20 protein-coding genes and 2 pseudogenes are annotated in these 22,484 nt (G+C 57.9%); 10 read left to right on the top strand and 12 right to left on the bottom strand.

The annotated features are described in order from the left end of the window. Nucleotides 1-40 precede the first annotated feature (40 nt). Nucleotides 41-1,888, bottom strand: a complete 1,848-nt coding sequence (locus H8K38_RS16985) for a copper resistance system multicopper oxidase (RefSeq protein WP_186886038.1) — start codon at nucleotides 1,886-1,888, stop codon at nucleotides 41-43. Between the two features lie 184 nt (nucleotides 1,889-2,072). Between H8K38_RS16985 and H8K38_RS16980 the strand changes: the two genes are divergently transcribed. Then, nucleotides 2,073-2,756: a heavy metal response regulator transcription factor gene (locus H8K38_RS16980; protein WP_186886037.1), complete on the top strand. Its 684-nt coding sequence runs from the start codon at nucleotides 2,073-2,075 to the stop codon at nucleotides 2,754-2,756. Continuing rightward, nucleotides 2,753-4,147, top strand: a complete 1,395-nt coding sequence (locus tag H8K38_RS16975; RefSeq protein WP_186886036.1) for a heavy metal sensor histidine kinase — start codon at nucleotides 2,753-2,755, stop codon at nucleotides 4,145-4,147. The genes H8K38_RS16980 and H8K38_RS16975 overlap by 4 nt, the downstream gene beginning before the upstream one ends. A 16-nt stretch (nucleotides 4,148-4,163) precedes the next feature. Here the strand turns inward: H8K38_RS16975 and H8K38_RS18750 are convergent, their stop codons facing one another. Further along, nucleotides 4,164-4,433, bottom strand: coding sequence for a DUF305 domain-containing protein (locus H8K38_RS18750; RefSeq protein WP_370587113.1), 270 nt, complete (start codon nucleotides 4,431-4,433; stop codon nucleotides 4,164-4,166). Between the two features lie 27 nt (nucleotides 4,434-4,460). On the opposite strand from H8K38_RS18750, the pseudogene H8K38_RS18560 reads away from it, so the two are divergent. Then, nucleotides 4,461-4,613, top strand: a pseudogene (locus H8K38_RS18560) (HU family DNA-binding protein); the annotation flags it as partial. 367 nt (nucleotides 4,614-4,980) lie between these two features. Here H8K38_RS18560 and merA read toward each other — a convergent pair. The 3 genes from merA to merT are packed head-to-tail and all read right to left on the bottom strand — an operon-like array spanning nucleotide 4,981 to nucleotide 7,273. Then, complete coding sequence (gene merA, locus H8K38_RS16965) at nucleotides 4,981-6,615, bottom strand: mercury(II) reductase (protein ID WP_186886034.1); 1,635 nt, start codon at nucleotides 6,613-6,615, stop codon at nucleotides 4,981-4,983. A 1-nt stretch (nucleotide 6,616) separates the two neighbouring features. After that, nucleotides 6,617-6,907 carry a mercury resistance system periplasmic binding protein MerP gene (gene merP, locus H8K38_RS16960; RefSeq protein WP_186886033.1) on the bottom strand — a complete coding sequence of 97 codons (291 nt, stop codon included), beginning with the start codon at nucleotides 6,905-6,907 and terminating at the stop codon, nucleotides 6,617-6,619. A gap of 9 nt (nucleotides 6,908-6,916) precedes the next feature. Continuing rightward, nucleotides 6,917-7,273 (bottom strand): mercuric ion transporter MerT, encoded by a 357-nt coding sequence (merT, locus tag H8K38_RS16955; protein ID WP_186886032.1) that lies wholly within the window; start codon nucleotides 7,271-7,273, stop codon nucleotides 6,917-6,919. 88 nt (nucleotides 7,274-7,361) lie between these two features. On the opposite strand from merT, the pseudogene H8K38_RS16950 reads away from it, so the two are divergent. Next, a pseudogene (locus H8K38_RS16950) lies at nucleotides 7,362-7,484 on the top strand (MerR family DNA-binding transcriptional regulator); the annotation flags it as partial. A gap of 48 nt (nucleotides 7,485-7,532) precedes the next feature. On the opposite strand, the gene H8K38_RS16945 reads toward H8K38_RS16950, so the two are convergent. The 7 genes from H8K38_RS16945 to H8K38_RS16915 form a co-directional block, all read right to left on the bottom strand. Next, nucleotides 7,533-10,499: a Tn3 family transposase gene (locus H8K38_RS16945; RefSeq protein WP_186886030.1), complete on the bottom strand. Its 2,967-nt coding sequence runs from the start codon at nucleotides 10,497-10,499 to the stop codon at nucleotides 7,533-7,535. A 106-nt stretch (nucleotides 10,500-10,605) separates the two neighbouring features. Then, on the bottom strand, nucleotides 10,606-11,481 hold the full coding sequence (locus tag H8K38_RS16940) for a LysR family transcriptional regulator (RefSeq protein ID WP_186886029.1): 876 nt from the start codon (nucleotides 11,479-11,481) through the stop codon (nucleotides 10,606-10,608). Continuing rightward, the gene (locus tag H8K38_RS16935) at nucleotides 11,475-12,494 is read right to left on the bottom strand and encodes a phosphonate dehydrogenase (RefSeq protein WP_186886028.1); all 1,020 of its coding nucleotides are present in this window, start codon (nucleotides 12,492-12,494) and stop codon (nucleotides 11,475-11,477) included. Before H8K38_RS16935 ends, H8K38_RS16940 begins: the two co-directional genes overlap by 7 nt. A gap of 19 nt (nucleotides 12,495-12,513) precedes the next feature. Continuing rightward, complete coding sequence (gene phnE / locus H8K38_RS16930) at nucleotides 12,514-13,290, bottom strand: phosphonate ABC transporter, permease protein PhnE (RefSeq protein ID WP_308925953.1); 777 nt, start codon at nucleotides 13,288-13,290, stop codon at nucleotides 12,514-12,516. Nucleotides 13,291-13,365: 75 nt separating this feature from the next. After that, a complete protein-coding gene (gene phnD, locus H8K38_RS16925; RefSeq protein ID WP_186886027.1) occupies nucleotides 13,366-14,223 on the bottom strand; it encodes a phosphate/phosphite/phosphonate ABC transporter substrate-binding protein in 858 nt (285 codons plus the stop codon). After that, on the bottom strand, nucleotides 14,220-15,038 hold the full coding sequence (phnC, locus tag H8K38_RS16920) for a phosphonate ABC transporter ATP-binding protein (protein WP_186886026.1): 819 nt from the start codon (nucleotides 15,036-15,038) through the stop codon (nucleotides 14,220-14,222). The genes phnD and phnC overlap by 4 nt, the downstream gene beginning before the upstream one ends. A 374-nt stretch (nucleotides 15,039-15,412) precedes the next feature. Continuing rightward, nucleotides 15,413-16,621: an MFS transporter gene (locus H8K38_RS16915; protein WP_186886025.1), complete on the bottom strand. Its 1,209-nt coding sequence runs from the start codon at nucleotides 16,619-16,621 to the stop codon at nucleotides 15,413-15,415. A gap of 110 nt (nucleotides 16,622-16,731) precedes the next feature. Here H8K38_RS16915 and H8K38_RS16910 point away from each other — a divergent pair, with 110 nt between their 5' ends. The 6 genes from H8K38_RS16910 to H8K38_RS16885 are packed head-to-tail and all read left to right on the top strand — an operon-like array spanning nucleotide 16,732 to nucleotide 22,378. Then, nucleotides 16,732-17,340, top strand: a complete 609-nt coding sequence (locus H8K38_RS16910) for a TetR/AcrR family transcriptional regulator (protein WP_004393990.1) — start codon at nucleotides 16,732-16,734, stop codon at nucleotides 17,338-17,340. Next, nucleotides 17,337-18,488 carry an efflux RND transporter periplasmic adaptor subunit gene (locus tag H8K38_RS16905; protein WP_186886024.1) on the top strand — a complete coding sequence of 384 codons (1,152 nt, stop codon included), beginning with the start codon at nucleotides 17,337-17,339 and terminating at the stop codon, nucleotides 18,486-18,488. Before H8K38_RS16910 ends, H8K38_RS16905 begins: the two co-directional genes overlap by 4 nt. After that, on the top strand, nucleotides 18,485-19,690 hold the full coding sequence (locus tag H8K38_RS16900; RefSeq protein ID WP_186886023.1) for an ABC transporter permease: 1,206 nt from the start codon (nucleotides 18,485-18,487) through the stop codon (nucleotides 19,688-19,690). The genes H8K38_RS16905 and H8K38_RS16900 overlap by 4 nt, the downstream gene beginning before the upstream one ends. 1 nt (nucleotide 19,691) lies before the next feature. Further along, complete coding sequence (locus tag H8K38_RS16895; protein ID WP_186886022.1) at nucleotides 19,692-20,402, top strand: ABC transporter ATP-binding protein; 711 nt, start codon at nucleotides 19,692-19,694, stop codon at nucleotides 20,400-20,402. 28 nt (nucleotides 20,403-20,430) lie between these two features. Beyond that, nucleotides 20,431-20,904, top strand: coding sequence for a cytochrome c (locus H8K38_RS16890; protein ID WP_186886021.1), 474 nt, complete (start codon nucleotides 20,431-20,433; stop codon nucleotides 20,902-20,904). After that, on the top strand, nucleotides 20,891-22,378 hold the full coding sequence (locus H8K38_RS16885; RefSeq protein ID WP_087756354.1) for an efflux transporter outer membrane subunit: 1,488 nt from the start codon (nucleotides 20,891-20,893) through the stop codon (nucleotides 22,376-22,378). Before H8K38_RS16890 ends, H8K38_RS16885 begins: the two co-directional genes overlap by 14 nt. Nucleotides 22,379-22,484: the final 106 nt, after the last annotated feature.

Genomic DNA, 22,484 nt, shown 5'->3' with positions numbered 1-22,484 from the left:
TTGCGACGCTTCACTTGGTTTCCTTTCGATTTGGTGGGGTTCATGCAACCACCACTTCGCGGAACATGCCCGCATCCATATGGAACATCAGATGGCAATGCCAGGCCCAGCGGCCCAATGCATCAGCAGTGACCAGGAAGCTGATGCGTTGTGCAGGCTGTACAGGAATGGTGTGCAGCCGGGCCTGGAACTTGCCTTCGGCGGTTTCCAGTTCGCTCCACATGCCGTGCAAGTGCATCGGATGGGTCATCATCGTGTCATTTTGCAAAATTACCCGTACGCGTTCGCCGTACTTGAAATGCACCGGCGTGCTCTTGCCGAATTCCAGGCCATCCAACGACCAGGTGTAACGCTCCATGTTGCCGGTCAGGTGCAACTCGATTTCACGCTCGGCGCCGCGCGGGTCAAGCGGGCCGCCAATTGTGGACAAGTCCGACAGCGTTAGTACGCGGCGACCGTGATTGCGCAGTCCAATGCCCGGATCGTTGAGATTATTGCGCGGCATGTCGACGCGCATATCGGTACTGGCGCCATACTCCGTCTTGGCGTGGCGGACGGTGCTGCTAGGCTTGCGCAGGCTGTTCCCTGTAGCCCCTGCCATGTCGTGCTGGCTGTGATCCATCGCCATGGCTCCATGATTCATGCCCGCCATGTTTTGTTGCATGGGCATGGAACCGTGATCCATGCCCTGCATGGCCCCGCCGCCATGGCCCATGCCGCCCATGTCCCCCATCATGTCGCCCATGGTCAGCCATTCCACCGGGTCAAGGGCAGGAACGGGAGCAGTCAGCCCGGCACGTACTGCCAACGTACCCCGGGCGTAGCCGGTGCGCTCCATCGATTGCGCAAACAGGGTGTAGGTATCATCTTTGGGCTGGACGATCACGTCGTAGGTCTGGCCCGGGCCAAAGCGGAACTCATCAACCGTCACCGGTTCCACATTGACGCCATCAGCTTGGACGACAGTTAATTTGAGTCCAGGGATGCGCACGTCATAAAAAGTATTGCCTGCGCCATTAATGAAACGCAGTCGCACACGCTCACCGGGGCGGAACAGACCGGTCCAGTTGCCAGCGGGAGTGGTGCCATTAACTAGATAAGTCAGTACTGCCGCCGACAAATCCGCAAGATCGGTCGGACTCATGCGCATCTCGTTCCACATCTTGCGCTTTTCGATGGCGGATTTCATGCCGTCGCGTGAAACGTCGCGAAAAAAATCGGCAGCCGTAGGCCGATTGATATTGTATTTGTCGCCCTGTACCTTGAGCTTGGAAAAAACCTGCATCGGGTCTCCATCCATCCAGTCCGACAGCAGCATCACGTAATCCCGATCGGCACGGATGGTTTCGCCTTCGCGTGGCTCAATAATGAGCCCGCCATAAACGCCGGTCAGTTCCTGAAAGCCCGAATGCGAGTGATACCAGTACGTTCCGCTTTGTTCAAGGGTGAAACGGTAAGTAAACGTCTCGCCCGGTTGAATGCCTGCAAAGCTGATGCCCGGCACTCCATCCATCTGGAATGGCAGGATGATGCCGTGCCAGTGGATGGAAGTGGCTTCACGTAGTTTGTTGGTGACACGAATGGTGACAGTGTCTCCCTCGCGCATGCGCAGGGTCGGGCCGGGCAGCGAGCCGTTGATGGTGGTGGCCATGACAGTCTTGCCGGTAAAATTGACGGGCGTTTCGGCAATCACCAGATCGAAGCTGCTGCCCCGCAGCTCGGGCCCGGAGCCGGTCTTGGTGGCTGCCGGGACGTCCATTCCGGCCAGGGCGAGCGAGGGAAACCCCGACAGACCCGTCAGGACGCCGCCGGCGACCAGGCCTTGCACAAAGCGCCGTCGGGAAAACTGGAGCGGCGCCGCCGGTCCATTGGGGGAGTTTCTGTTCATTGATTCCTCTTTTAAGTCGGTAAGCAAAGCACGTACTGCAAGAACATTTTTACAATAGGCATTGTGCTGGGACGAGGCCGACAGGAAAGTGACGGGGAGATTACATTTTTGTAACCTTGCCTGTAACCGTTTCTATACAGGCACACTATCGGCTGTGCAACAGGCTGAACATCAAGGGGAATGAATGAGAGTATTGATCGTGGAGGATGAAGCCAAGACGGGGGAATACCTGCGCCAGGGCTTGCATGAGGCAGGCTATGCGACCGATCTGGTGCGCAACGGGCCCGATGGCTTGCACCTGGCGCTCACGGGCGATTATGACTTGCTGGTGCTGGATGTCATGCTGCCCGGGATGGATGGCTGGCAGATCCTGCAGACCCTGCGCCAGACGGGCAAGCAGTTCCCGGTCCTGTTCCTGACGGCGCGCGATCAAGTCGAAGACCGGGTCAAAGGGCTGGAATTGGGGGCAGACGATTATCTGGTCAAGCCTTTTGCGTTTTCCGAGTTGCTCGCGCGTGTGCGCACCTTGCTGCGGCGCGGCCGTAGCGGCACCGAGCCGACGACCCTGGCGCTGGCCGATCTGGAACTGGATTTGCTGCGTCGGCGGGTCACGCGCGCCGGTAAGCGCATCGACTTGACCGCCAAGGAGTTTGCCTTGCTCGAACTGCTGTTGCGTCGGCAAGGCGAGGTGCTGCCGCGCTCGCTGATTGCCTCGCAGGTATGGGACATGAACTTTGACAGCGACACCAATGTGGTGGAAGTGGCCATCCGCAGGCTGCGCAGCAAGGTTGACGATCCGTTCGAGAGCAAGCTGCTCCAGACCGTGCGCGGCATGGGCTATGTCCTGGAAGTGGGCCAGAAGCCATGATGCGGCACCTGTCGCTCACCACCCGGCTCACGACCCTGTTTGCCATCGTCGCCAGCATTGCGCTGGCGATTCTGGGGGGGGTGACCATGATCGCCCTGGATAAACACTTCGAGGCCCAGGACCGCGATGTTTTGGATGGCAAGATCCAGCTCGCCCGCAACCTGGTGACGCGCATTGATTCATCGACAAGCCTTGCTGCATTGCCAGGGCAGTTCAGGGATGCGTTTGTCGGCCACCACGATCTGGCGGTGACCTTGCTGAGCCCCGATGGCAAGACACTCTATGCCAATGAGGCAGTCAGGTTTCCTGCGGCGTTGCTTGATCATGCGAATGCAGCAAGAAAAGCCGATTTCAAGCAGTGGCAGGATGGCGGCCGGCGGCTTTACGGCACGGCGATTGCCTTCTCCACCCGCATGCCGGGCACGGCGCCCGTCATCGTCGCAGTGGCGGTCGACGTCAACCACCATGCAGTCTTCATCTCAAAGTTTCAACGCGCGATGGGCATGTATGTGGTTGTGGCGGCATTGGTCTGCGGCTTGCTCGGGTGGCTGGTGGTGCGGCAGGGCTTGATGCCCCTCTATACGATGAAAGAGCGGGCATCGAGCGTCACCGCCGGCAAGCTGGACTTGCGCATGCCCATCGAGTCGGTGCCGGTCGAAATGGCGGAACTGGCCGCGACGCTGAACCAGATGCTCGGCAGGCTGGAAGATGCGTTTCACCGGCTATCCGAGTTTTCGGCGAACATTGCCCATGAACTGCGCACGCCGATCAGCAATCTGATGACGCAGACGCACGTTGCGCTCAGCCAGGCGCGCAGCAATGACGAGTACCGCGACATTCTGGCCTCGAACGCCGAAGAATTCGACCGGCTGGCGAGAATGATTTCAGACATGCTGTTCCTGGCGCGGACCGAGCAGGGCTTGCTCCTGCCATCCCGGGAAGAGATCGAACTGGCGCACGAGGTGGGGGCACTGTTCGAGTTTTACGAAGCCCTGGCCGAGGAAAAGCAGGTCGCACTGCGATTGATCGGCAGCGGCAAGATCCATGGCGACCGCTTGATGATGCGCCGTGCTATCAGTAACTTGTTGTCGAATGCGCTACGCTATACGCCGTCTGGCCAGGAAATCCTGGTATCGATCCAGGAGGAACGTGATAACGTAATTCTGTCTGTGCGCAATCCGGGTTCTGGCATACCTGCCGACGCACTGCCGCATTTGTTTGAGCGTTTTTACCGCGCCGAGAAAGACCGCAGTCATCTGAAGTTCGACAATGAAGGCGTCGGGCTGGGTCTGTCCATTACCAAGGCCATCGTGGAAAGGCATGGCGGCGACATCTCGGCACGGTCAACGACCGAAGCAACCGTCTTTTCCATGTCTTTTCCCCGGCAGTAGCCGGGGCGCTGCCACACTAGCGGCTGCCGGCGCTATGCCGGTCGTTCACGCCGTTCGTCGGCTGATAGTCGCAAATGCCGAATTTGTTGCACAGTTGCGTGCGCAGGTCATGAATTTCACGCGTCTGGTTTTCGACAATGCCTTCGCAGTACTGCCGCAACATATCATGTTTTAGTTCCGACTTGACTTGGCAATCAAGGCTCGGAATCAATGCATGGTAGTGATGGGTGCTGAAAATTTCCAGGAATTCGCGATTGAATTCTTCACCAGCCGCCGTCTGCTCCAGCAGGGCGATTTGCTGCTGGCCGATTTGAGACAGCTGAGCCGCGCTGCCCGTAGCGGTTTTAATCCGAGCAAAGGCACGAAGATCAAGATCCCGGCCGGCAAAGTCCCGAAGTTTGTGCCTGGCGCCGGGTTCAAGGCGGCCGTGGATCCCAAGGCGGCAAAGCGCAAAGCGGCGAAGTAAGCAGGTCGTACTGCACGCAAGCAGTCAAGCAGAATCCGTCGCCGGATTCTGCAGCGAATTCGCAGCAGCAGAATATCCTGATCTTTGCCATCAACTGCGAGGATCATGGGATCGCGCAGGCTGTAGAGGACCCGCATTGCGAAAGTGCAGTCAAAATGACGCTTGCGCCGGTCAATGGCTCGCCGGGAATGCAGAAGGACCACTTTCGTCGTGAAAGCGTTGGCGCTACTTGCTCAAAGATCTGTATGGCGATGCTGCGGCATCGTGTAAGCCAAGTGCAAGTGCAGCCGTCTTTCTTTGCCCAAGGATGTTTTGCAGGCACGCTTGCCATACCAGATGCAAATCCAAAGCATGCCCTGCGTGCGGTTTAGCTTGCACAGCAAGACAGCTGTTTAACATCCTTAAAGAAAGTCTGAGCGCACAGCTTGAGGCCTTCCACCATGGTCAAGTAGGGGAACAATTGCTCGCCTAGCTCCTTGACCGTCATGCGGCTGCGCATGGCGAGCGCGGCGGTCTGAATCATTTCTCCCGCTTCGGCTGACACAATCTGCGCACCAAGCAAATGGCCGGTATCTCTGTTGGCAACCAATTTAATGAAGCCAGTCGTAGCGAAATTGGCTAGAGCGCGCGGCACGTTTTCAAGGAGCAAAGTGCGGCTATCGGAAGGAATGCCCTGGGCTTTCGCTTCGGCTTCCGTCATGCCGACTGTGGCCACCTGTGGGTCGGTAAATATGACTGCCGGCATCGTGGTCAGGTCGAGCGACTCATCGCCACCGACCATATTGGCTGCAGCGCGCGTGCCGGAAGCTGCAGCGACATACACATATTGGGGCTGATTCGTGCAGTCACCGGCCGCATAGATATGCGGGACGGAGGTGCGCATGTGTGTGTCGATGATGACCGCCCCCGACGGGTCTACGCTGACACCTGCCGCCTCTAGATTCAGTTCCGCAGTATTCGGTGTGCGTCCTGCGGCCATCAATAGCTGGTCGCCAGCGATTTTTCTGCCGCCGATGTCCACCTCGAATGCGGTGCCACGATGGGTGACGTTTCTGATCTGGGTATGGGTCAGGACTTGCATGCCTTCCGCAACAAGTGCGGCATGTAGTGCAGCGCCAATGTCGGGATCTTCACGGGACAGCATTTTTGAGCGCGCAATCAAGGTGACCATTGTTCCCAGCCGCAGAAATGCCTGCGCCAACTCCACCGCAACCACGGAAGCGCCCACAATAATCAAATGCTTTGGCAGGGTTTCGGCAACCAGTGCCTCAGTCGACGTCCAGTAAGGTGTATCGGCCAGGCCAGGTATATCCGGCACAGTTGGCGAGCGGCCTGTCGCGATCAAAATGCGGTCGGCGCGAATTTCTTTCACTGTGCCGTCGGATCGTGTCACTTCAACGGTATGCGTGTCAACAAAGCGTGCCTTACCCCGCATGAAGCTGATATCTGGATTGGATTCCAGAATCGCCTGGTATTTATTCTGTCGCAGTTCGTCAACCCGGCTTTGTTGCTGTTTAACGAGCGTAGCACGGTCAATGGCGGGAGCGTGGCGTTCCAGTCCAACGAACGGATGATGTGTTTGCTGATGTGCCAGCTGCGCGGCACGAATCATGATCTTGGATGGTACGCAGCCGACGTTCACACAGGTGCCGCCGATCGTGCCTGCTTCAATGATGGTGACACGCGCGCCTTCTTCGATTGCGCGTAACGCTGCGGCAAATGCGGCCGAGCCGCTTCCGATGATCGCCACCTTTAACCCTTGGCCGGGGCCGTCTTTGCGCTGATTGGTGGGCATAACCAGCTGGACATCGTAACCTTCGTCGCGTACTGCCTGGATGATGGCATCGACCTGAACGCCAGGCTCCGCAACCACCCGTGCATGCTGCTCCTGATAGGACACGGCGGCCCGTTGCACGCCCTGCACTTTAGCCATCGCATTGCTGAGTGAATTGGCGCAATGCTCACAGGTCATGCCGGTAATGCGAAAATCGAATGTTTCCATGTTACTTCCCGGTTTTTACGGTGGAGGGGAATCCTGCATTGGTCGTGGCCGCGATTAATTTGCCTGGCGCAACCTTGCTGTCATCAAACGTCACGATGGCTTCCTTCTTTGCAAGGCTAGTTTGGACTTGGTGCACGCCATCCACCTTCATCAAGGCCTTTTTCACCGTGATCGGACAGGACGAGCAGGTCATTCCTTGCACATTCAAGGCCACCGTTTCAGTGGCAGCCACAGCCAATGACGATGAGCTGATGACAATAACTAAGGTAAGCATGTGGAAGATTTTTGACATGATGTACTCCTAATCTAAAAAGGGAATGAGATACGGGTAAGTCAGGGCGATCAGGACCAACGCAGAAACAATCCAGGACAGGCCCCGGTACACATGAGTGGTTCGCGGTGAGGCGCACAGGGTCCCCGGTTCGCATTGGTTGCTGGTAGGTGCGCCATAGATCTTGCGATAGGCCACAACCATACAGATCAACGCAATGGCTACAAAGTAGGGTCGAAATGGCTCAAGTATTGTGAGATTGGAAATCCACGCGCCACTGATCCCAATACTCACCAAAACAAGCGGGCCTAGACAGCAGGCAGAAGCTGCGATCGCGGCCAACGCGCCGCCTAACAGTGTGGTCTTTGTGAGTTTGTCCTGCTCCATATGTACTCCATCTAAGGCTGGTATGATCACTATAGATTCCGTACCATAGTACGGGGTCAAGCCCTTTTTTGAAGAATGAGAGATGGCAATGGAACGCAGCCTAACGATAGGGAAAGTAGCAGCAGCGGCGGGTGTGAATGTCGAAACAATTCGTTTTTATCAACGACGCGGATTGCTGCAGGAGCCTGCCAAAGAAAATGGCGGATTTCGATATTAGGGGCGAATAGGGAAAACGGAAAAAATCGGGCGCTAAGCCCTGTTACCGATTCTTGAAGTCCCGCAGCGGCCGATATTTTCCCTCGTCGACCTTCCTGCTCTGGCGCCAGACGTAATCTCCTGTCAGATTGATGTGCTCCCAGCCTAACGGCGAGAGGAATTGCAGCATGCCGTCATCGGCCAGTTTGCCGGACTCGCGCAGCGCTTCGGTTGCCCGCTCCAGGTACACCGTATTCCACAGCACGATTGCGGCGGTCACGAGATTCAGGCCGCTGGCGCGGTACCGCTGCTGCTCGAATGTCCGGTCGCGGATCTCACCCAACCGATGAATGAAGACCGCCCTGGCCAGTGCGTTGCGCGCCTCTCCCTTGTTCAGGCCTGCATGCACGCGCCGGCGTAGCTCGACGTTCTGGAGCCAGTCCAAGATGAACAGCGTGCGCTCGATCCGCCCCAGCTCGCGTAGCGCGATCGCCAGGCCGTTCTGGCGAGGGTAGCTGCCCAGCTTGCGCAGCATGAGCGATGCGGTGACTGTGCCGTGCTTGATCGAGGCGGCCAGGCGGAGCACGTCGTCCCCGTGTGCGCGTAGATGCTTGATGTTTAGACTACCGCCAATCATTGAGCGCAAGGCCGGGTGATCGCCCACCTTGCCCGGCACGTACAGCTTGGTGTCACCTAGATCGCGGATTCGCGGCGCGAAGCGGAAGCCCAGGAGGTGCATCAGTGCGAACACATGGTCGGTGAAACCGGCGGTATCCGTATAGTGCTCCTCAATGCGCAGGTCTGATTCATGGTACAGCAGACCGTCGAGCACATAGGTCGAGTCGCGCACGCCGACGTTGACAACCCTGGTGCTGAACGGCGCGTACTGGTCGGAAATGTGGGTGTAGAACAGCTTGCCGGGTTCGGCGCCGTACTTGGGGTTGATGTGGCCCGTGCTCTCGGCCCGGCCGCCCGCGCGGAAGCGTTGGCCGTCCGACGACGACGTTGTGCCATCCCCCCAGTGCACGGCGAAGGCGTGCTTGAACTGGGCGTTGACCAGTTCAGCCAGGCCGGCCGAATAAGTTTCGTCCCGGATGTGCCAAGCCTGCAACCAGGAGAGTTTCGCATAAGTGGCGCCAGGACTCGATTCCGCCATTTTGGTCAGGCCGAGGTTGATGGCGTCGGCCAGAATCGCGGACATGAGGAACGTCCTGTCGTTGGCCTGCTCCCCGCTCTTGAGGTGAACGAAGTGGCGCGTGAATCCGGTCCAATCGTCCACGTCCATCAGCAGTTCGGTGATCTTGATCCGGGGAAGCATGCCGCTGGCGAAGTCGATCAACGCTTGGGCCTCGTCCGGCACCACGGCATCCTGCGGGCTGATCCTCAGTCCAGTCTCAGTAATAATCGCATCGGGCAGTTCGTTCGTCAGTGCAAGCCGGTTGACGGTGGCCAACTGCTGTTCGAGCAGCAGCAAGCGGTCTTGTAAGTACTGGTCGCAGTCCTGGTTGACGGCGATCGGCAACTCGCGAGCCGTTTTCATGGCTCCGAATCTTTCCGTAGGCAGCAGATATTCCTCAAAGTCGCGGAACTGGCGCGAGCCCTGCACCCAGATGTCGCCTGATCGAAGCGAATTCTTCAGTTCCGACAAGACGCAAATCTCGTAGAAGCGACGGTCAAGCCCGTCGTCGGTGATGACAAGCGGTTTCCAGCGTGCCTTCACGAACGCGATTGGCGCGTCGTCCGGTACCTTGCTCGCCCCGGTCATGTTCATCTCGCGAAGGACGTCGATCGCATCGAGCACCGCTTGCGCGGCCGGCGCGGCTTTCAGCCTGATCACGTCCAGAAACTCGGGCGTATAACGCCTCAGGGTGCTGTACTGCTCTCCCACCAAATGCAGGTGGTCAAAGGTCTCGGGCTGGGCCAGCTCCGCGGCCTCGGTCACGCTTTGGGTGAAGTCGGTCCACGGCAGCACGGCCTCGATCGCGGCATACGGGTCCATCCCGGATTCCTTTGCCTCGACAAGCGCGCGGCCGATTCGACTGTACAGGCGAACCTTGTCGTTGATGGCCTTGCCCTGCTTCTGGAAGTCCTGCTGATGCTTGTTCTTGGCCGCGCTGAACAGCCTGATCATAATTCGGTCGTGGAGGTCGACCAGTTCGTCCGTCACGGTGGCCATGCCCTCGATAGCCAGTGCAGCCAATGTCGCATAGCGGCGCTCATCCTCGAATTTCGCCAGGTCACGCGGCGTCATCTGCGCACCCTCGCGCGCCATTTTCAGTAGCCGATTCTGGTGGATCTCGCGGCCAAGCCCCTCAGGTAGTGCCAGCGACTGAAATACCTTGAGCCGTTCGATATGTTCGCGCATGTAGCGGGAATTCGGCTTGAGCGGCGACTGGCGCAACCATACCAGCCAAGTAATGCTCATGTCGGGCGCGACGTTGAGCAGGTTGTCCAGGGAGCGCTTGTGGTGCCGCTCCAGGGGGTCGAGCAACGCGCGATAGATACGCCGGTTGGCCCGCGTCACGGCCTCGGCACAGGCCCGCTCGATGACGGTCAACGCAGGTAGGATAATCCGCTTTTGGCGCAGCGTTTCAAGGGAGTGAGCGCCGAGCACCATTGCCTTGTCCGTCTGCACCGCGAGGTCGGCCAGGCTGTGCACTAGCTTGCGGTAGTCCGGCAGCCCGAACACCGACAGGCCCAGGTAGGCGCGCAGCTCGTGCAGGTGTTCATTGCGCGTCTTTTCCCGCTCTGCGTATTCAGGCCAGGCCTCGGCGTCGCTGCACACCTGCTTGGCGATCCAGTGGAGCACCGGGTCGGGCAGCGCGGTGTCGCTTGCCAGCGCATAGCCAGGGTAGCGCAGCAAACACATCTGCACCGCGAAGCCGAGGCGGTTGGCAGCACCACGGCGTTGCCGGATCAACGCCAAGTCGGCGTCCGTAAAACTGTATTGCTGAATCAGGTCATCCTGACTTCGAGGCAGAATCAGTAAACTGGCGCGTTCGGTTTCAGAAAGTAGTGAGCGGCGTGGCATTCAATTCAGTGGAATGGCAGATTATTTTTTGGCCCTTGTGCGCCGTCGCTTTCGCCCTCCTGGAAGTGGGTCAAACTGACGGTGTCGTTTTGACTGGAGCTTGCTGTCAGATTTGGCATTCCTGTTTAAGCAGAAAACTGGCGAATTCCGCAGCGGGCGGGACGTGATGTGGCTCGGTCTGCCTTCGAATAATGAAAATTTCTTTCTTCGGCGGATCATTTTCGAGCGCGATTGCTTTCAATCTGCCCTCGCGACTTTCCAGTTCCACAGCCGACGCCATGACCAGAGAAATGCCTAGCCCTGCTTGTACGGCACGCTTAACCGCTTCGGTGCTACCTAATTGAATCGACACGCCAATGGACTGAGCATTGTTGCCAAAATACTGTTGCAGAACTCTGTTGGTACCGGTGCCTGATTCCCCGCCCAACAGTCGTTCGCCGATCAACCATTCGCGTGGAATACTCTGCCTGTCGGCCCAGCGGTGATCGTTCGGCACGATTAATACCAGCTCCTCATGGCGCCAAAATTGCGCGACATAGCCAGGGCGGTTGTCCCACCACTCCATGACCGCCACGTCTATTTCAAGACGCTCCAGCTTGTCGGCGATGTCAGGGTTCTTGCCGATTACGATTTTCATCTCGCGAGAGCTTGATTCCTGATACATCTTTAAATGCGGTTGAAGCAGATAGATTCCGGCATTGGAACTTGCGCCGATCACAATGGCGTTCTTGCGGAACAAGGCCTGGGCACGCTCGCTAAGTTGAATCAAATGTTCTGCAAAAGGCAGAAACTCCCTTCCTTGTAAGGTCAGAATGCAACCGTCATTCTTTCGCTCAATCAGGCTGGCGTTCAGCGACTGTTCCAAGCGCTTGATATGTTGCGTTACAGCCGGTTGGGAAAGCCCGGTTTTCTTAGCGGCTTCCCGAAATCCACTACACGATGCAACCGCAAGAAACGTCGCGACACATCCCAGGTCTAGCATCCTGCAGTCACCAAAGTAGGCTCAACCGGATTGTTGATGGCGCCAACAGGTCTCTGCCCGGAGAGTGCCTGAACAATATTCAGCGCCGCTTGTCGCTCGATCTCCAGGCGTACTTCCTTTACCGCCGAGCCTAAATGGGGTGTAAATAAAGTCTGCGCTTGATTAACGAGCAGCGATTGCGGGATGCCTGCTGGCCGGTCGGCGCGGCGCCATTCTTCCATTTCATATACATCGGCGGCGTAGCCTGATAAATGGCCGGCTTTTAATGCGGTACTCACGGCTTGTTCATCGACCACGGAGCCGCGGCATGCATTGATCAGGTAAGCGCCGCGTTTCATCCTGGCGATCGAATCGTCATTGATCAAATGAAAGGTCTCCGGCGTCATCGGCAGCATGGGAACCACGAAATCGCTTTCCTGCAGAAGCGCATCCAGACTGACTCGCTCCAATCCCCAGGCTTGCTCCCGTGCAGAATCGAGCGCAACGCTGTCGCAATACACCAGTCGCATATCAAAACCAGCCAAGCGCTTGGCGATTGCTGTTCCGACCGCGCCCATTCCAATAATGCCAAGCGTTTGGCCAGTCAATCCTGCGCCGTACAATTCCGGGCGCCAGCCTTGAAATTGCCCAGTGCGAATGCGGCGATCGCCTTCAAGCATGTGGCGCGTTAGACCCAGCAGCAATCCGATGGTCAATTCAGCCGTTGGAATCGTCAACAGATCCGGCACGATGGAAAACCAGATGCCGCGCCTCGTGCAGGCTTCCACATCGAAGTTGTCGTAACCCTTCAGGGCTGCCCCAACCATCCTTAGCTTCGGGCAAACATTCAAAAAATCCTCATCGATGCTATCTGGCATGAACACCATGATGGCGGCGGCGTTTTTTGCTCGGCTCAGCACTTCCTCGCGCGACAAGGTGTCGCGCGTATTGTTGGGAATGACTTCCGCAACGCTTTCCAGTAATTCGAGGATTTCCGGATGTACCCAGTGGGTGACGACTACTTGTGGTTTCATGATTGTTGCAGGTCCTTCCTTATTTGAATTTGTGACGCAAGCGCGAGCTGAGTGCATCAACCAATGTCACCATCGCGAGAATCACCAGCAGGATTGCCGACACTTCCTGGTATAGCATGATGCGCAGCGAGCCCATCAGCTCGAAGCCAATTCCGCCAGCGCCCACCATACCCATCACGGTCGAAGCACGGAAGTTATACTCCCACCGGTAGATCGCGGTATCAGCCATCTGCGGCAACACCTGTGGAAGCACGCCGTGCAGAATGACTTGCAGTCGGCTACCGCCGGCCGCGCGCGCGGCTTCAATCGGCCCTTCGTCGGCATGTTCAATCGCTTCGGCGAAGAACTTGCCGACCATGCCGATCGAGTGCAAGCCGAGTGCCAGCACCCCAGGCAAGGCGCCGAAACCGACGGCGGCAACGAATAGAATGCCCATGATCAGTTCCGGCACCGAACGCAATGCATTGAGTACGATGCGGGCCGCTTGGTACACCAATGGGTGAGGGCTGGTATTGCGTGCGGCCAGGATCGCCAAGGGCAGCGAAAACGCGACGGCTAGCGCAGTCCCGGCAATGCTCATGGCCAGTGTGTCCACCAATGGCTTGATCCAGTTTCGCCATTCAGTGAAGTTCGGCGGCATTGTTTCACCCATGAGCGTCGCAATCGCCGGCAAGCCGTCAGCCAGCTTGCGATAGTCAAGCAGCCCTACGTAGCTTGCGGCAATCAGAGCAATGGCAAGGACAGCGGTCAACTGCAAGGCGCCCCGCCACCATTGGCGCCGGTCAGCTTCAAGCATCTTGTCGTATTCGGCACCGGTGGCACCATTCATCACATTCGATGTCGTCATCATGATTCCCTGTCGCGCAATCGATCACATCTTTGAAAAGTCTAGCTTCAAGATTTTACCCATGTCGCGAATGACGTCGTAATCCTTGTCGGTCACGGAAGTGAAGCCTTCAGCCTTGAAATTCTTCAGCACTTCCGGATCCTTCAGGTCGACGAAAGCTTGCCGGATCTTTTGCTTGAGCTCGGGCTTGAGATTGGAGCGCATGGTCCACGGAAATTGCGGGTAGCCCTTGCTGTAACCCAGCACCTTGACCTTGGACGCGTCGATCAGCTTCCGGTCATTCATGTAGCCCCAGATGTCTTCCGACAGGCCCCCGACATCGGCGTTGCCGTTGGCGACGTTTATGGCGACCGCGTCATGGGTGCCGACGAAGTGGGCGGAATAGTCGCGGTCAACCCTCGCACCCGCGTCGGCCAGCACTGTCTTCGGGATCAGATGGCTCGACGTGGAAACGCGATCACCGAAGGCCACTTTCTTGCCCTTGATGTCCTTGTACGAATTGACGCCGGAATTGACATTGGCGATCAAAACTGAACGATACGTCGCTTTGCCACCTTTGACCATTGCTGCGAACGGCTCAATGTCGCTCTTGCTCTTGGCTAGAACGTAGGACAGCGGACCGAAATACGCCATGTCCAGGCGACCGAATCGCATCGCTTCAATCATCGACGAATAGTCTGTGGTCACGACCAGCTCGATCTTCTTGCCGAGCGCTTTTTCGAGGTACTCCTTGAGCGGCTTGTTGCGCTTGATGAGTTCGGAGGCATTCTCGTCGGGCAGCAGTGCGACCTTAAGGGTGTCAGGATCCGGATCGGCAGCGAGGGCGACATTGCCAAACAGGGTCAAGGCGGCGATGCCTATGACGGCGAACAGTTTTTTCATGCTGGTTCCTTTGCAGTGGCAAGTTGTACGAAAGTGGCTTTGGGTTCAATGGGCTTAGCTTGATGGTCCGGTGCTTCGGACGGCGCTGTCTTTTGCTCGTACAGCGCGGCAGCCTGGACTGGCGTCAAGGCATCCGGTGTGGAATCGAAGACGACATGTCCATGCGACAGGCCGATGATGCGGTCAGCGTATTCGCAGGCCAGATCTACCTGGTGCAGACTGACGACGATGGTGATTCCATCCTCGTGGCAAAAACGTTTGAGTTGGGCCAGCACCTGACGCGACGAAGCCGGGTCGAGGCTCGCTACCGGTTCGTCCGCCAACATCAGACGGGGTTGTTGCGCGAGCGCCCGGGCGATTCCGACGCGCTGCTGCTGGCCGCCGCTTAGGCAATCGACGCGTTCGAGCGCCTTGTGCAATAGACCGACGCGCTCTAGACATTCGAGCGCAATACGGCGTTCCCCGTACGGCAACGGAAACATTGTGCGCCAGGCCGGGTGGTAACCGATGCGGCCCAGCAGTACGTTGGCCAGCACGCTCTGGCGTGCGATCAATTGGTGCTGCTGAAAGATCATGCCTGTGCGCTTGCGATGTTCATGGACACGCCCGGCATGGTCCAACTCTCCCACGCCATCAACCGTAATGTGGCCTGCGCTGGGACGTGCGAGCAAGTTCAGGCTGCGCAACAGGGTGGATTTGCCGGCACCAGAAGCGCCAAGCAATACCGTGAATTGCCCAGGTACGAACGCCAGTGTTGTCGAATGCAAGGCTGTGAAGCTGCCGTACTGTACCGATACTTTGTGAAGTTGGATCATGGCCTCTCCGATCAATAAGGTAATCAATATGGAATATTGATTCGCAAATCAAATATGAGGCCATCGTAGCTAGGGATTGTTACTCAGGCGTGACAACTTGATGAAATTTTGATGTCAATGGGCCGGGTTTGATCCTGATTTCGGCTTCGCTCGCATGGAGGAAATTACTGTTGTGAAGGAGACGCCCGTCATCAAATCGTTCGTCCAGAAATTGCTCCAGCCGTTGATAATCAGATTCTCCTGAGTTTGGCGCGGTAGCAGCAAACCGGCACGTTGGGTTCCAGAAGGTAATTAGAGGCGTGGCATTCGATTCAGTGTCCCGCTTGCCAAGTCATTTATTGCTCGTTGTTCGGCTTTTTTCTGCGACTGAAGCGTTAATATCGCATACGGACTATAACGACCATACCCGAGAGGAACGTGATTGCTGCGACTAACCATACCGCGCTGACCACGCCGTACAGGTCGGCCACAACGCCCGCCAGCAAGGCCCCGATGGCATAGCCTAGATCGCGCCAGAAACGGTAGACGCCGACGGTCGAAGCGCGCCAGGCCGGGTTGACTACGTCGCCGATGGCCGCCAGTAGCGTCGGATAGACCATGGCAGTCCCGATTCCCAGGAGAATCGCGCCTGTCGCATACCATCCGAACGAGGACCGGAAGGCGATTATGGCAATGCCGGCTGCCTGAACCCACATCCCCGCCACGATCAATCCCTTACGACCAATACGATCCGACAGCGCGCCGGTGAAGAGTTGGCATACTCCCCATACGGTCGGGTAGATCGCGGCAAGCGTGCCGATTTGGGTGAGGGTCATGCCGGCGCCGGCGAACACAAAGGGGAACAACCCCCATGCCATGCCATCGTTGAGATTATTCACAAGTCCGGCCTGACTAATCGACGACAAGTTGGGGTCACGTACGCTGGTCTGCCAGAAAATCGCGCGCTGCGGCGGCACGATGGCCGCGCCGCGCGTGGCGGTCATTGCGGCTTCCATTTGCGCGTGGCCGCGCGTCTCGCGCACAACCAAAACCGATAGCAGCAAGCCGATCACTGCAAACGCCACGCCAAGGTAGAACGGCTGCGGTCGCAAGCCATAATTGGTTGCAATCCAGCCGGTCGCCAGCGCCGCTGCGCCGACGGCGAAATAGCCCGCGAATTCATTGATGCCCATCGCCGTGCCCCGATTTTTGGGACCGGCAAGATCGATCTTCATGATTACCGTGGTCGACCAGGTCAGCCCTTGGCTCACGCCCAGAAAAACGTTGGCCAGCAAAATCCAGTTCCATGACGGCGCCCACATCAGCAAAAAGGGGACCGGCGTGGCGATCAGCCAGCCAATCACTAGCACTACCTTGCGTCCGTAGGCGTCGGAAAAGCGGCCGGCAAAATAATTAGTGATGGCCTTGGCAACACCGAAGACAACAATGAAAGCCAGAATCGCCGTGTGGGCGACCAGCTTGAATTCCTGTTCGGCAATGGCGGGCAAGATGCTGCGCTCCATCCCGACCATGGCGCCAACAAATGCATTGACGACAACAAGCAAGCTAAATGGGGACGTCTCAGAAAACGGAAAATAAAGCACGTTAAGCCCATTGCAGACTCTAGATATTGACGAGTACGTCGGGTTTTCTCTTGTTTGAGTTGCCTCTTGTGGTAAGATAGTAATCAATTACTATCTTACAGGGAGTGCTCGTGGACACCCATCCAAAGCATCTGCCGGCCGATGAACGTCGTGCCGTAACTGTCGAGTCCGTCGTGGCGCTTGCCGGTTCACAAAACCCAAGCGAGATAACCACTGCGGCTATCGCTAAACACATGAACTTGACCCAGGGTGCGCTGTTTCGGCACTTCCCGAACAAGGAAGCCATTTGGCAGGCGGTCATGGAGTGGGTAGCAGAGCGCCTATTAGCCAGAATCGATCGATCCGCACAAGGAATCGAGTCGCCCTTGGCAGCCATGGAGGCGATGTTCATGAGTCATATCGAATTCGTAGCTGAGCACCCAGGCGTGCCAAGAATGATGTTTGGTGAGCTTCAGCGTGCCGAATCGACACCGGCCAAGCGCATGGTGCAAACCTTGATTCAGCGCTACGGCGAACGTTTGCATCGTCTCATCGAGAAAGGCAAGGCCAGCGGCGAGTTGTCTCCCTCGCTTGACAACGAGGCGGCGGCAACGCTGTTCATTGGCACGATCCAGGGCTTGGTCATGCAATCGCTGTTGGCGGGTGATGTGGGACGTATGCACCGCGATGCGCCGCGCGTCTTTGCAATTTATCGGCGTGGCATAAGGAGTGCGCAATGAAAAAGTTACCCTTGCAAGGCCGCACCCTGGCGCTGCTTGCCGTCATCATTCCTTTGCTGGTGCTTTTTATTTATGTCGGTCTGCGATCAGGGCCGCTCGCCCCGGTCGCTGTGACGGTGGCAAGCGTGGAATCACGGGCTATCACACCGGCGCTGTTCGGCATCGGCACGGTGGAGGCGCGCTACACCTACAAGATCGGGCCGACGTTTGCCGGGCGCGTCAAACGCCTGGAGGTGCATGTAGGCGACCAGGTCAAGGCCGGACAGGTGCTCGGCGAGATGGAGCCGGTCGACCTTGATGATCGGGTGCGCTCACAGGAGTCTGTATTCAAGCGGGCGGAAGCGGCTTTGCGCGAGGCAGAAGCCCGGCAAGCCTACGCGCAAACCCAGGCGCGCCGCTATGAGCAATTGTTTGCGGTGCGCTCGACCAGCGAGGAAATCGTCGCTACCAAACGGCAGGAACTGATGATCGCCGATGCCTCACTTTCTGCAGCGCGCGAAGACCTTGCCCGTACCCGAGCTGATCGCGAGGCATTGGTGGCGCAGCGAAACAATCTGCGCTTGATTTCCCCCGTTGACGGTGTAGTCACCGTGCGCGATGCTGATCCTGGCACGACCATCGTCGCAGGCCAAGCCGTGGTGGAGGTGATCGACCCCAAGAGTTTGTGGATCAATGTACGCTTCGATCAGAGCAGTGCATCAGGACTTGTTGCAGGACTGCCCGCGCGCATCGCGCTGCGTTCACGCAGCGGACAAGTATTGAAGGGCCGCGTGCTGCGGATGGAACCCAAGGCCGATGCGGTGACCGAGGAGACCTTGGCCAAGGTGATCTTCGATACCCACCCCGAACCCACGCCGCCACTAGGTGAACTGGCCGAAGTCACGCTCGATATGCCGGCGCTCTCCGTCGCTCTGGTGATACCAAACGCCGCTGTACAACGTGAAGGCGACAAGCTCGGCGTCTGGCAAATCGTCAATGGCGATCTGCACTTCACGCCCGTCACGCTCGGCGCTTCCGACCTTGATGGCAGTGTGCAGGTGCGTGACGGACTCAAGAACGGCGACCAGTTCATTGTTTACAGCGAAAAGGCGCTAACTTCGCGTAGCCGAATCCAGGTGGTCGAGCGCATCCCCGGAGTATCACGATGATCAGTCTGGCTGGCCGTGACATTCTCCATTCCTGGGGAAAATTTGTATTCACGGGCATCGGTTTGGGTTTGCTGATCGGCGTCACCCTGGTCATGGCCGGGGTGTACCGGGGCATGGTGGACGACGGCAAGGCGCTGCTCGACAACAGTGGCGCCGACCTTTGGGTGGTGCAAAAGGATACTCTGGGTCCTTATGCGGAGTCGTCAAGCCTCAACGATGACGTGTATCGCGCCATCCTCGCCATGCCGGGAGTCGCCCAGGCAGCGAACGTGACCTACCTGACCATGCAGGTACGCAAGGGCGAGAGTGATGTACGCACCATGGTGGTCGGCATCGCGCCCGGCGCGTTGGGGGCTACACCCGGATGGCCTCCTTATCTCGTCGCTGGACGCCAGATCACGCGCGGTCACTACGAGGCTGTGGCCGACATCGCCACCGGCTTCAAACTGGGAGATCGTCTTGCCATTCGCCGAAATCATTACACCGTCGTGGGGCTGACACGGCGCATGGTGTCGTCCAGCGGCGACCCGATGGTATTCATTCCACTCAAGGATGCCCAGGAGGCTCAGTTCCTCAAGGACAACGACGCCCTTTGGCAAAGCCGGCGTCGCACCGAAGCCAACCCGGCCTTCAATCGACCCGGTGTTCCAGGTTTGCTGGATGCCGTGATTGCTTCACAGAGCAGCAACGCGTTCGTCAATACCGTACTGGTCACACTGAAACCTGGCCATGCGCCGGACGAGGTTGCCGAATCCATCCGGCGCTGGAAGCGTTTGACGGTCTACACCCGGGCACAGATGGAAGACATCCTCGTCGGCAAGTTGATCGCCACCTCGGCCAAGCAGATCGGCATGTTCTTAGTGATTCTGGCCATCGTTAGCGCGGCCATCGTTGCCTTCATCATCTATTCGCTGACGATGGACAAAATCCGCGAGATCGCGGTGTTGAAGCTCATCGGCACACGCAACCGAACCATCGCCGCGATGATCATGCAGCAGGCGATCGCCCTGGGCGTGATTGGTTTCGTGGTCGGCAAGATCACAGCCACTTTCTCAGCGCCGCTGTTTCCCAAGTACGTACTGCTGATGCCGTTCGACTCCATCGCCGGTTTTTTCGCCGTGCTCGTGATCTGCGTTCTAGCCAGCATCGTCGCCATTCGCATGGCACTCAAGGTCGATCCGGCCGAAGCCATTGGAGGTTGAGATGAGTGGCAAAGGCATCCACATCGAAAGTTTGAGCAAGCGGTATGGCGATGGTGACACCGCTGTCTTTGCCTTGAAAGACGTGAATATGCATGTTGCGCCAGGTGAAGTGGTGGGGCTGATCGGCCCTTCCGGGTCCGGCAAGAGCACGCTGCTCAAATGTCTGGGTGCGGTGATCGAACCGACCGCTGGTCGCATGACGCTGGGCGATGAAGTGATCTACGACGATGGCTGGAAAGTCCGCGACTTGCGTGCCTTGCGACGGGACAAGATTGGTTTCGTATTCCAGGCACCATACCTGATTCCGTTTCTCGATGTCACCGACAACGTGGCGCTACTGCCGATGCTTGCAGGCGTCGCGAATGGGGAGTCGCGCGCGAAGGCACTGGAACTGCTCACCGCGCTCGATGTGCAACACCGGGCTCGTGCCATGCCCTCGCAACTCTCCGGTGGTGAACAGCAACGAGCCGCCATTGCGCGAGGCTTGGTCAATCGCCCGCCGGTGATTCTGGCTGATGAGCCCACGGCTCCCCTCGACAGTGAGCGCGCCATGGCTGTGATCCGCATCCTCAACGACATGGCCCGCAAGTTCGAGACCGCCATCATCGTCGTCACCCATGACGAAAAAATCATCCCCACTTTCAAGCGCATCTACCACATCCGCGACGGCGTGACCCATGAGGAAGCGGGCGAAGGGCGAGGATTCGAATGAGAGAACGATTGAATTACAGGAGAATTTCATGACCCACCGCAAACACAGCCACGCATTTGGAACTATCACCCTGACCGTTACGGCCTGCCTGCTTCTATGGGGTTTTCAGTTGCCAGTTTGGGCTGGTGACGCTACCCAGGTTAAGCCACTGGCGCTACGCAAGATCATGCAGGAACTCGGGCGCAACATGCAGGCTATTACCGGTGCGATTTCGCAGGAGGAATGGGTTCAGGTCGTTCAGCTCGCCCCAAAAGTTGCTGCACACCCCGAGCCACCGCTTACTGAAAAAATGCGCATCCTTGCTTACCTCGGCGCTGATGCGACCAAGTTCAGAAACTTTGACGCGCAGACTCACGAGGCGGCGCTGGCCATGAAGCTGGCTGCTGCGAGCAGCGACGGCAAGGCGGTGATCCAATCATTCGCCCACGTGCAGGAAAGCTGCTTGGGCTGCCACCAAGCTTTCCGTAAACCTTTCGTGGAGCATTTTTATGGAGCACGCTAAAACATGCCAGCGCCCCATCAGCCTCGAAAGACGGCTTGCGGCAACTTACCTGGTAGCTGGTCTGATCACCGCCGGTCTGGCCGGCTGCGCCGCTGGCCCTGATTTTAAGCGTCCCACCGCACCCGATGTGGCTCGCTACACTGCAATACCAGTGGCTGATAGAACCGCGTCCGCTCCCACGCAGTTCGGCGAAACACAACGTCTAGTCGAAGGGCTTCCGATCGAAACGCAATGGTGGCAAAGCTTGGGTTCATCCGCACTCGACGGACTGATAAACGAAGCTTTCCATGTCAGCCCGACGCTGGCGAGCATCAGCGCCAATTTGCGACACGCGCAGGAGCTTCTTGCCGCACAGGCGGGCTCGACGCAATATCCACAGGTAGATGTCGCACTGGGATCTCAGCGCCAGCAAATGAGTCCCAGTAGCCAAGGGTTGAGCGGAGACGCACGTCAATTCAGCCTCTACAACGCCAGCGTTGGCGTGCATTACAACCTCGATCTGGCTGGCGGCAACCGGCGCGCACTCGAAGCCTTGGCTGCTCGCGCCGACTACCGTCGCTTCGAACTGAATGCTGCGCGCCTGGCCCTTGCCGGCAACATGGCAACCGCTGCCATTACCCGAGCACGCCTCGCCGCGCAACTAGAAGCCACTACTGCCATTTTGCGCGTGCAGGATGAGCAACTGCGCCTAGCCCATGAACGCGTGCGTATCGGTCAGGCCTCACCTGATGAAGCGTTGAGCCTACAAGCTCAGGCGGAGCAAACGCGGGCAGAACTGCCTGCGCTGCGTAAACAACTGCAACAAACCGAACATCTACTGGCGGTGCTAGCCGGTCGTGCCCCAGGCACGGGTGGCATCCCGGCCTTCACTCTGGCCGATTTCACTCTACCCGTCGAGATGCCGCTCGTCGTGCCCTCAGAACTGGTGCGCCGCCGACCGGATATCCAGGCGTCAGAGGCGCTGTTGCATGCGGCCAATGCAGACTATGGTGTGGCTGTCGCCAAGCTCTACCCACAGATCAACCTGAGCGCCAACCTTGGTTCTCAGGCGCTGACCACCGGTGCCCTGTTCGGTGGTGGCTCGGCAGTGTGGGGCCTGGTTGCGCAGCTCACCCAGCCTCTTTTTAATCCAGGGCTACCCGCTGAAAAAAGAGCGGCGCTCGCCGCTTTTGATGCCGCCGTAGCCAATTACCAGAGCGTCGTATTGGAGTCTTTGCGTAACGTCGCCGACACCCTGCGCGCGGTGGAAAGCGATGCACAAACTTTGACTGCCCTCGCTGCCGCTGATATGGCTGCACAGGCCTCCTTGCAGTCGGTCGAGCGGCAATACCGGCTGGGCGCGGCCAGCTACCTGCAACTGCTCATCGCGCAGCAACAGGCACAGTCAATCCGGATCAATATGGTTGCGGTCCAGGCACAACGCCTAGTCGATAGTGTTGCTTTATATCAGGCCCTGGGAGGTGGTGTCAGTTAAGACTATACCCTATCCTGATGTCAGGAAGGGCCGCCCGATATCGTCAGAATAGAGTTGATATTTGTATTTCTTGGCACATACAAGGAAAGGTCATAGATTTCTTCCT

The organism is Undibacterium sp. FT79W (assembly GCF_014284215.1).
GTDB classification, from domain to species: Bacteria; Pseudomonadota; Gammaproteobacteria; order Burkholderiales; family Burkholderiaceae_D; genus Undibacterium; species Undibacterium aquatile.
Note: the sequence above shows the minus strand (reverse complement) of the source record. Positions and strands in the feature narration are given on the sequence as shown.

Bases quoted from the DNA above. Each gene is read 5' to 3' on its own strand.
- H8K38_RS16885 (WP_087756354.1), top strand. From the start codon at position 20,891: ATGGAGCACGCTAAAACATGCCAGCGCCCCATCAGCCTCGAAAGACGG.
- H8K38_RS16945 (WP_186886030.1), bottom strand. From the start codon at position 10,499: ATGCCACGCCGCTCACTACTTTCTGAAACCGAACGCGCCAGTTTACTG.
- phnD (WP_186886027.1), bottom strand. From the start codon at position 14,223: ATGAAAAAACTGTTCGCCGTCATAGGCATCGCCGCCTTGACCCTGTTT.
- H8K38_RS16890 (WP_186886021.1), top strand. From the start codon at position 20,431: ATGACCCACCGCAAACACAGCCACGCATTTGGAACTATCACCCTGACC.
- phnE (WP_308925953.1), bottom strand. From the start codon at position 13,290: ATGCTTGAAGCTGACCGGCGCCAATGGTGGCGGGGCGCCTTGCAGTTG.
- merA (WP_186886034.1), bottom strand. From the start codon at position 6,615: ATGGAAACATTCGATTTTCGCATTACCGGCATGACCTGTGAGCATTGC.
- H8K38_RS16935 (WP_186886028.1), bottom strand. From the start codon at position 12,494: ATGAAACCACAAGTAGTCGTCACCCACTGGGTACATCCGGAAATCCTC.
- H8K38_RS16900 (WP_186886023.1), top strand. From the start codon at position 18,485: ATGATCAGTCTGGCTGGCCGTGACATTCTCCATTCCTGGGGAAAATTT.
- phnC (WP_186886026.1), bottom strand. From the start codon at position 15,038: ATGATCCAACTTCACAAAGTATCGGTACAGTACGGCAGCTTCACAGCC.
- merP (WP_186886033.1), bottom strand. From the start codon at position 6,907: ATGTCAAAAATCTTCCACATGCTTACCTTAGTTATTGTCATCAGCTCA.
- H8K38_RS16905 (WP_186886024.1), top strand. From the start codon at position 17,337: ATGAAAAAGTTACCCTTGCAAGGCCGCACCCTGGCGCTGCTTGCCGTC.
- H8K38_RS16895 (WP_186886022.1), top strand. From the start codon at position 19,692: ATGAGTGGCAAAGGCATCCACATCGAAAGTTTGAGCAAGCGGTATGGC.
- merT (WP_186886032.1), bottom strand. From the start codon at position 7,273: ATGGAGCAGGACAAACTCACAAAGACCACACTGTTAGGCGGCGCGTTG.
- H8K38_RS16940 (WP_186886029.1), bottom strand. From the start codon at position 11,481: ATGCTAGACCTGGGATGTGTCGCGACGTTTCTTGCGGTTGCATCGTGT.
- H8K38_RS16985 (WP_186886038.1), bottom strand. From the start codon at position 1,888: ATGAACAGAAACTCCCCCAATGGACCGGCGGCGCCGCTCCAGTTTTCC.
- H8K38_RS16975 (WP_186886036.1), top strand. From the start codon at position 2,753: ATGATGCGGCACCTGTCGCTCACCACCCGGCTCACGACCCTGTTTGCC.
- H8K38_RS16980 (WP_186886037.1), top strand. From the start codon at position 2,073: ATGAGAGTATTGATCGTGGAGGATGAAGCCAAGACGGGGGAATACCTG.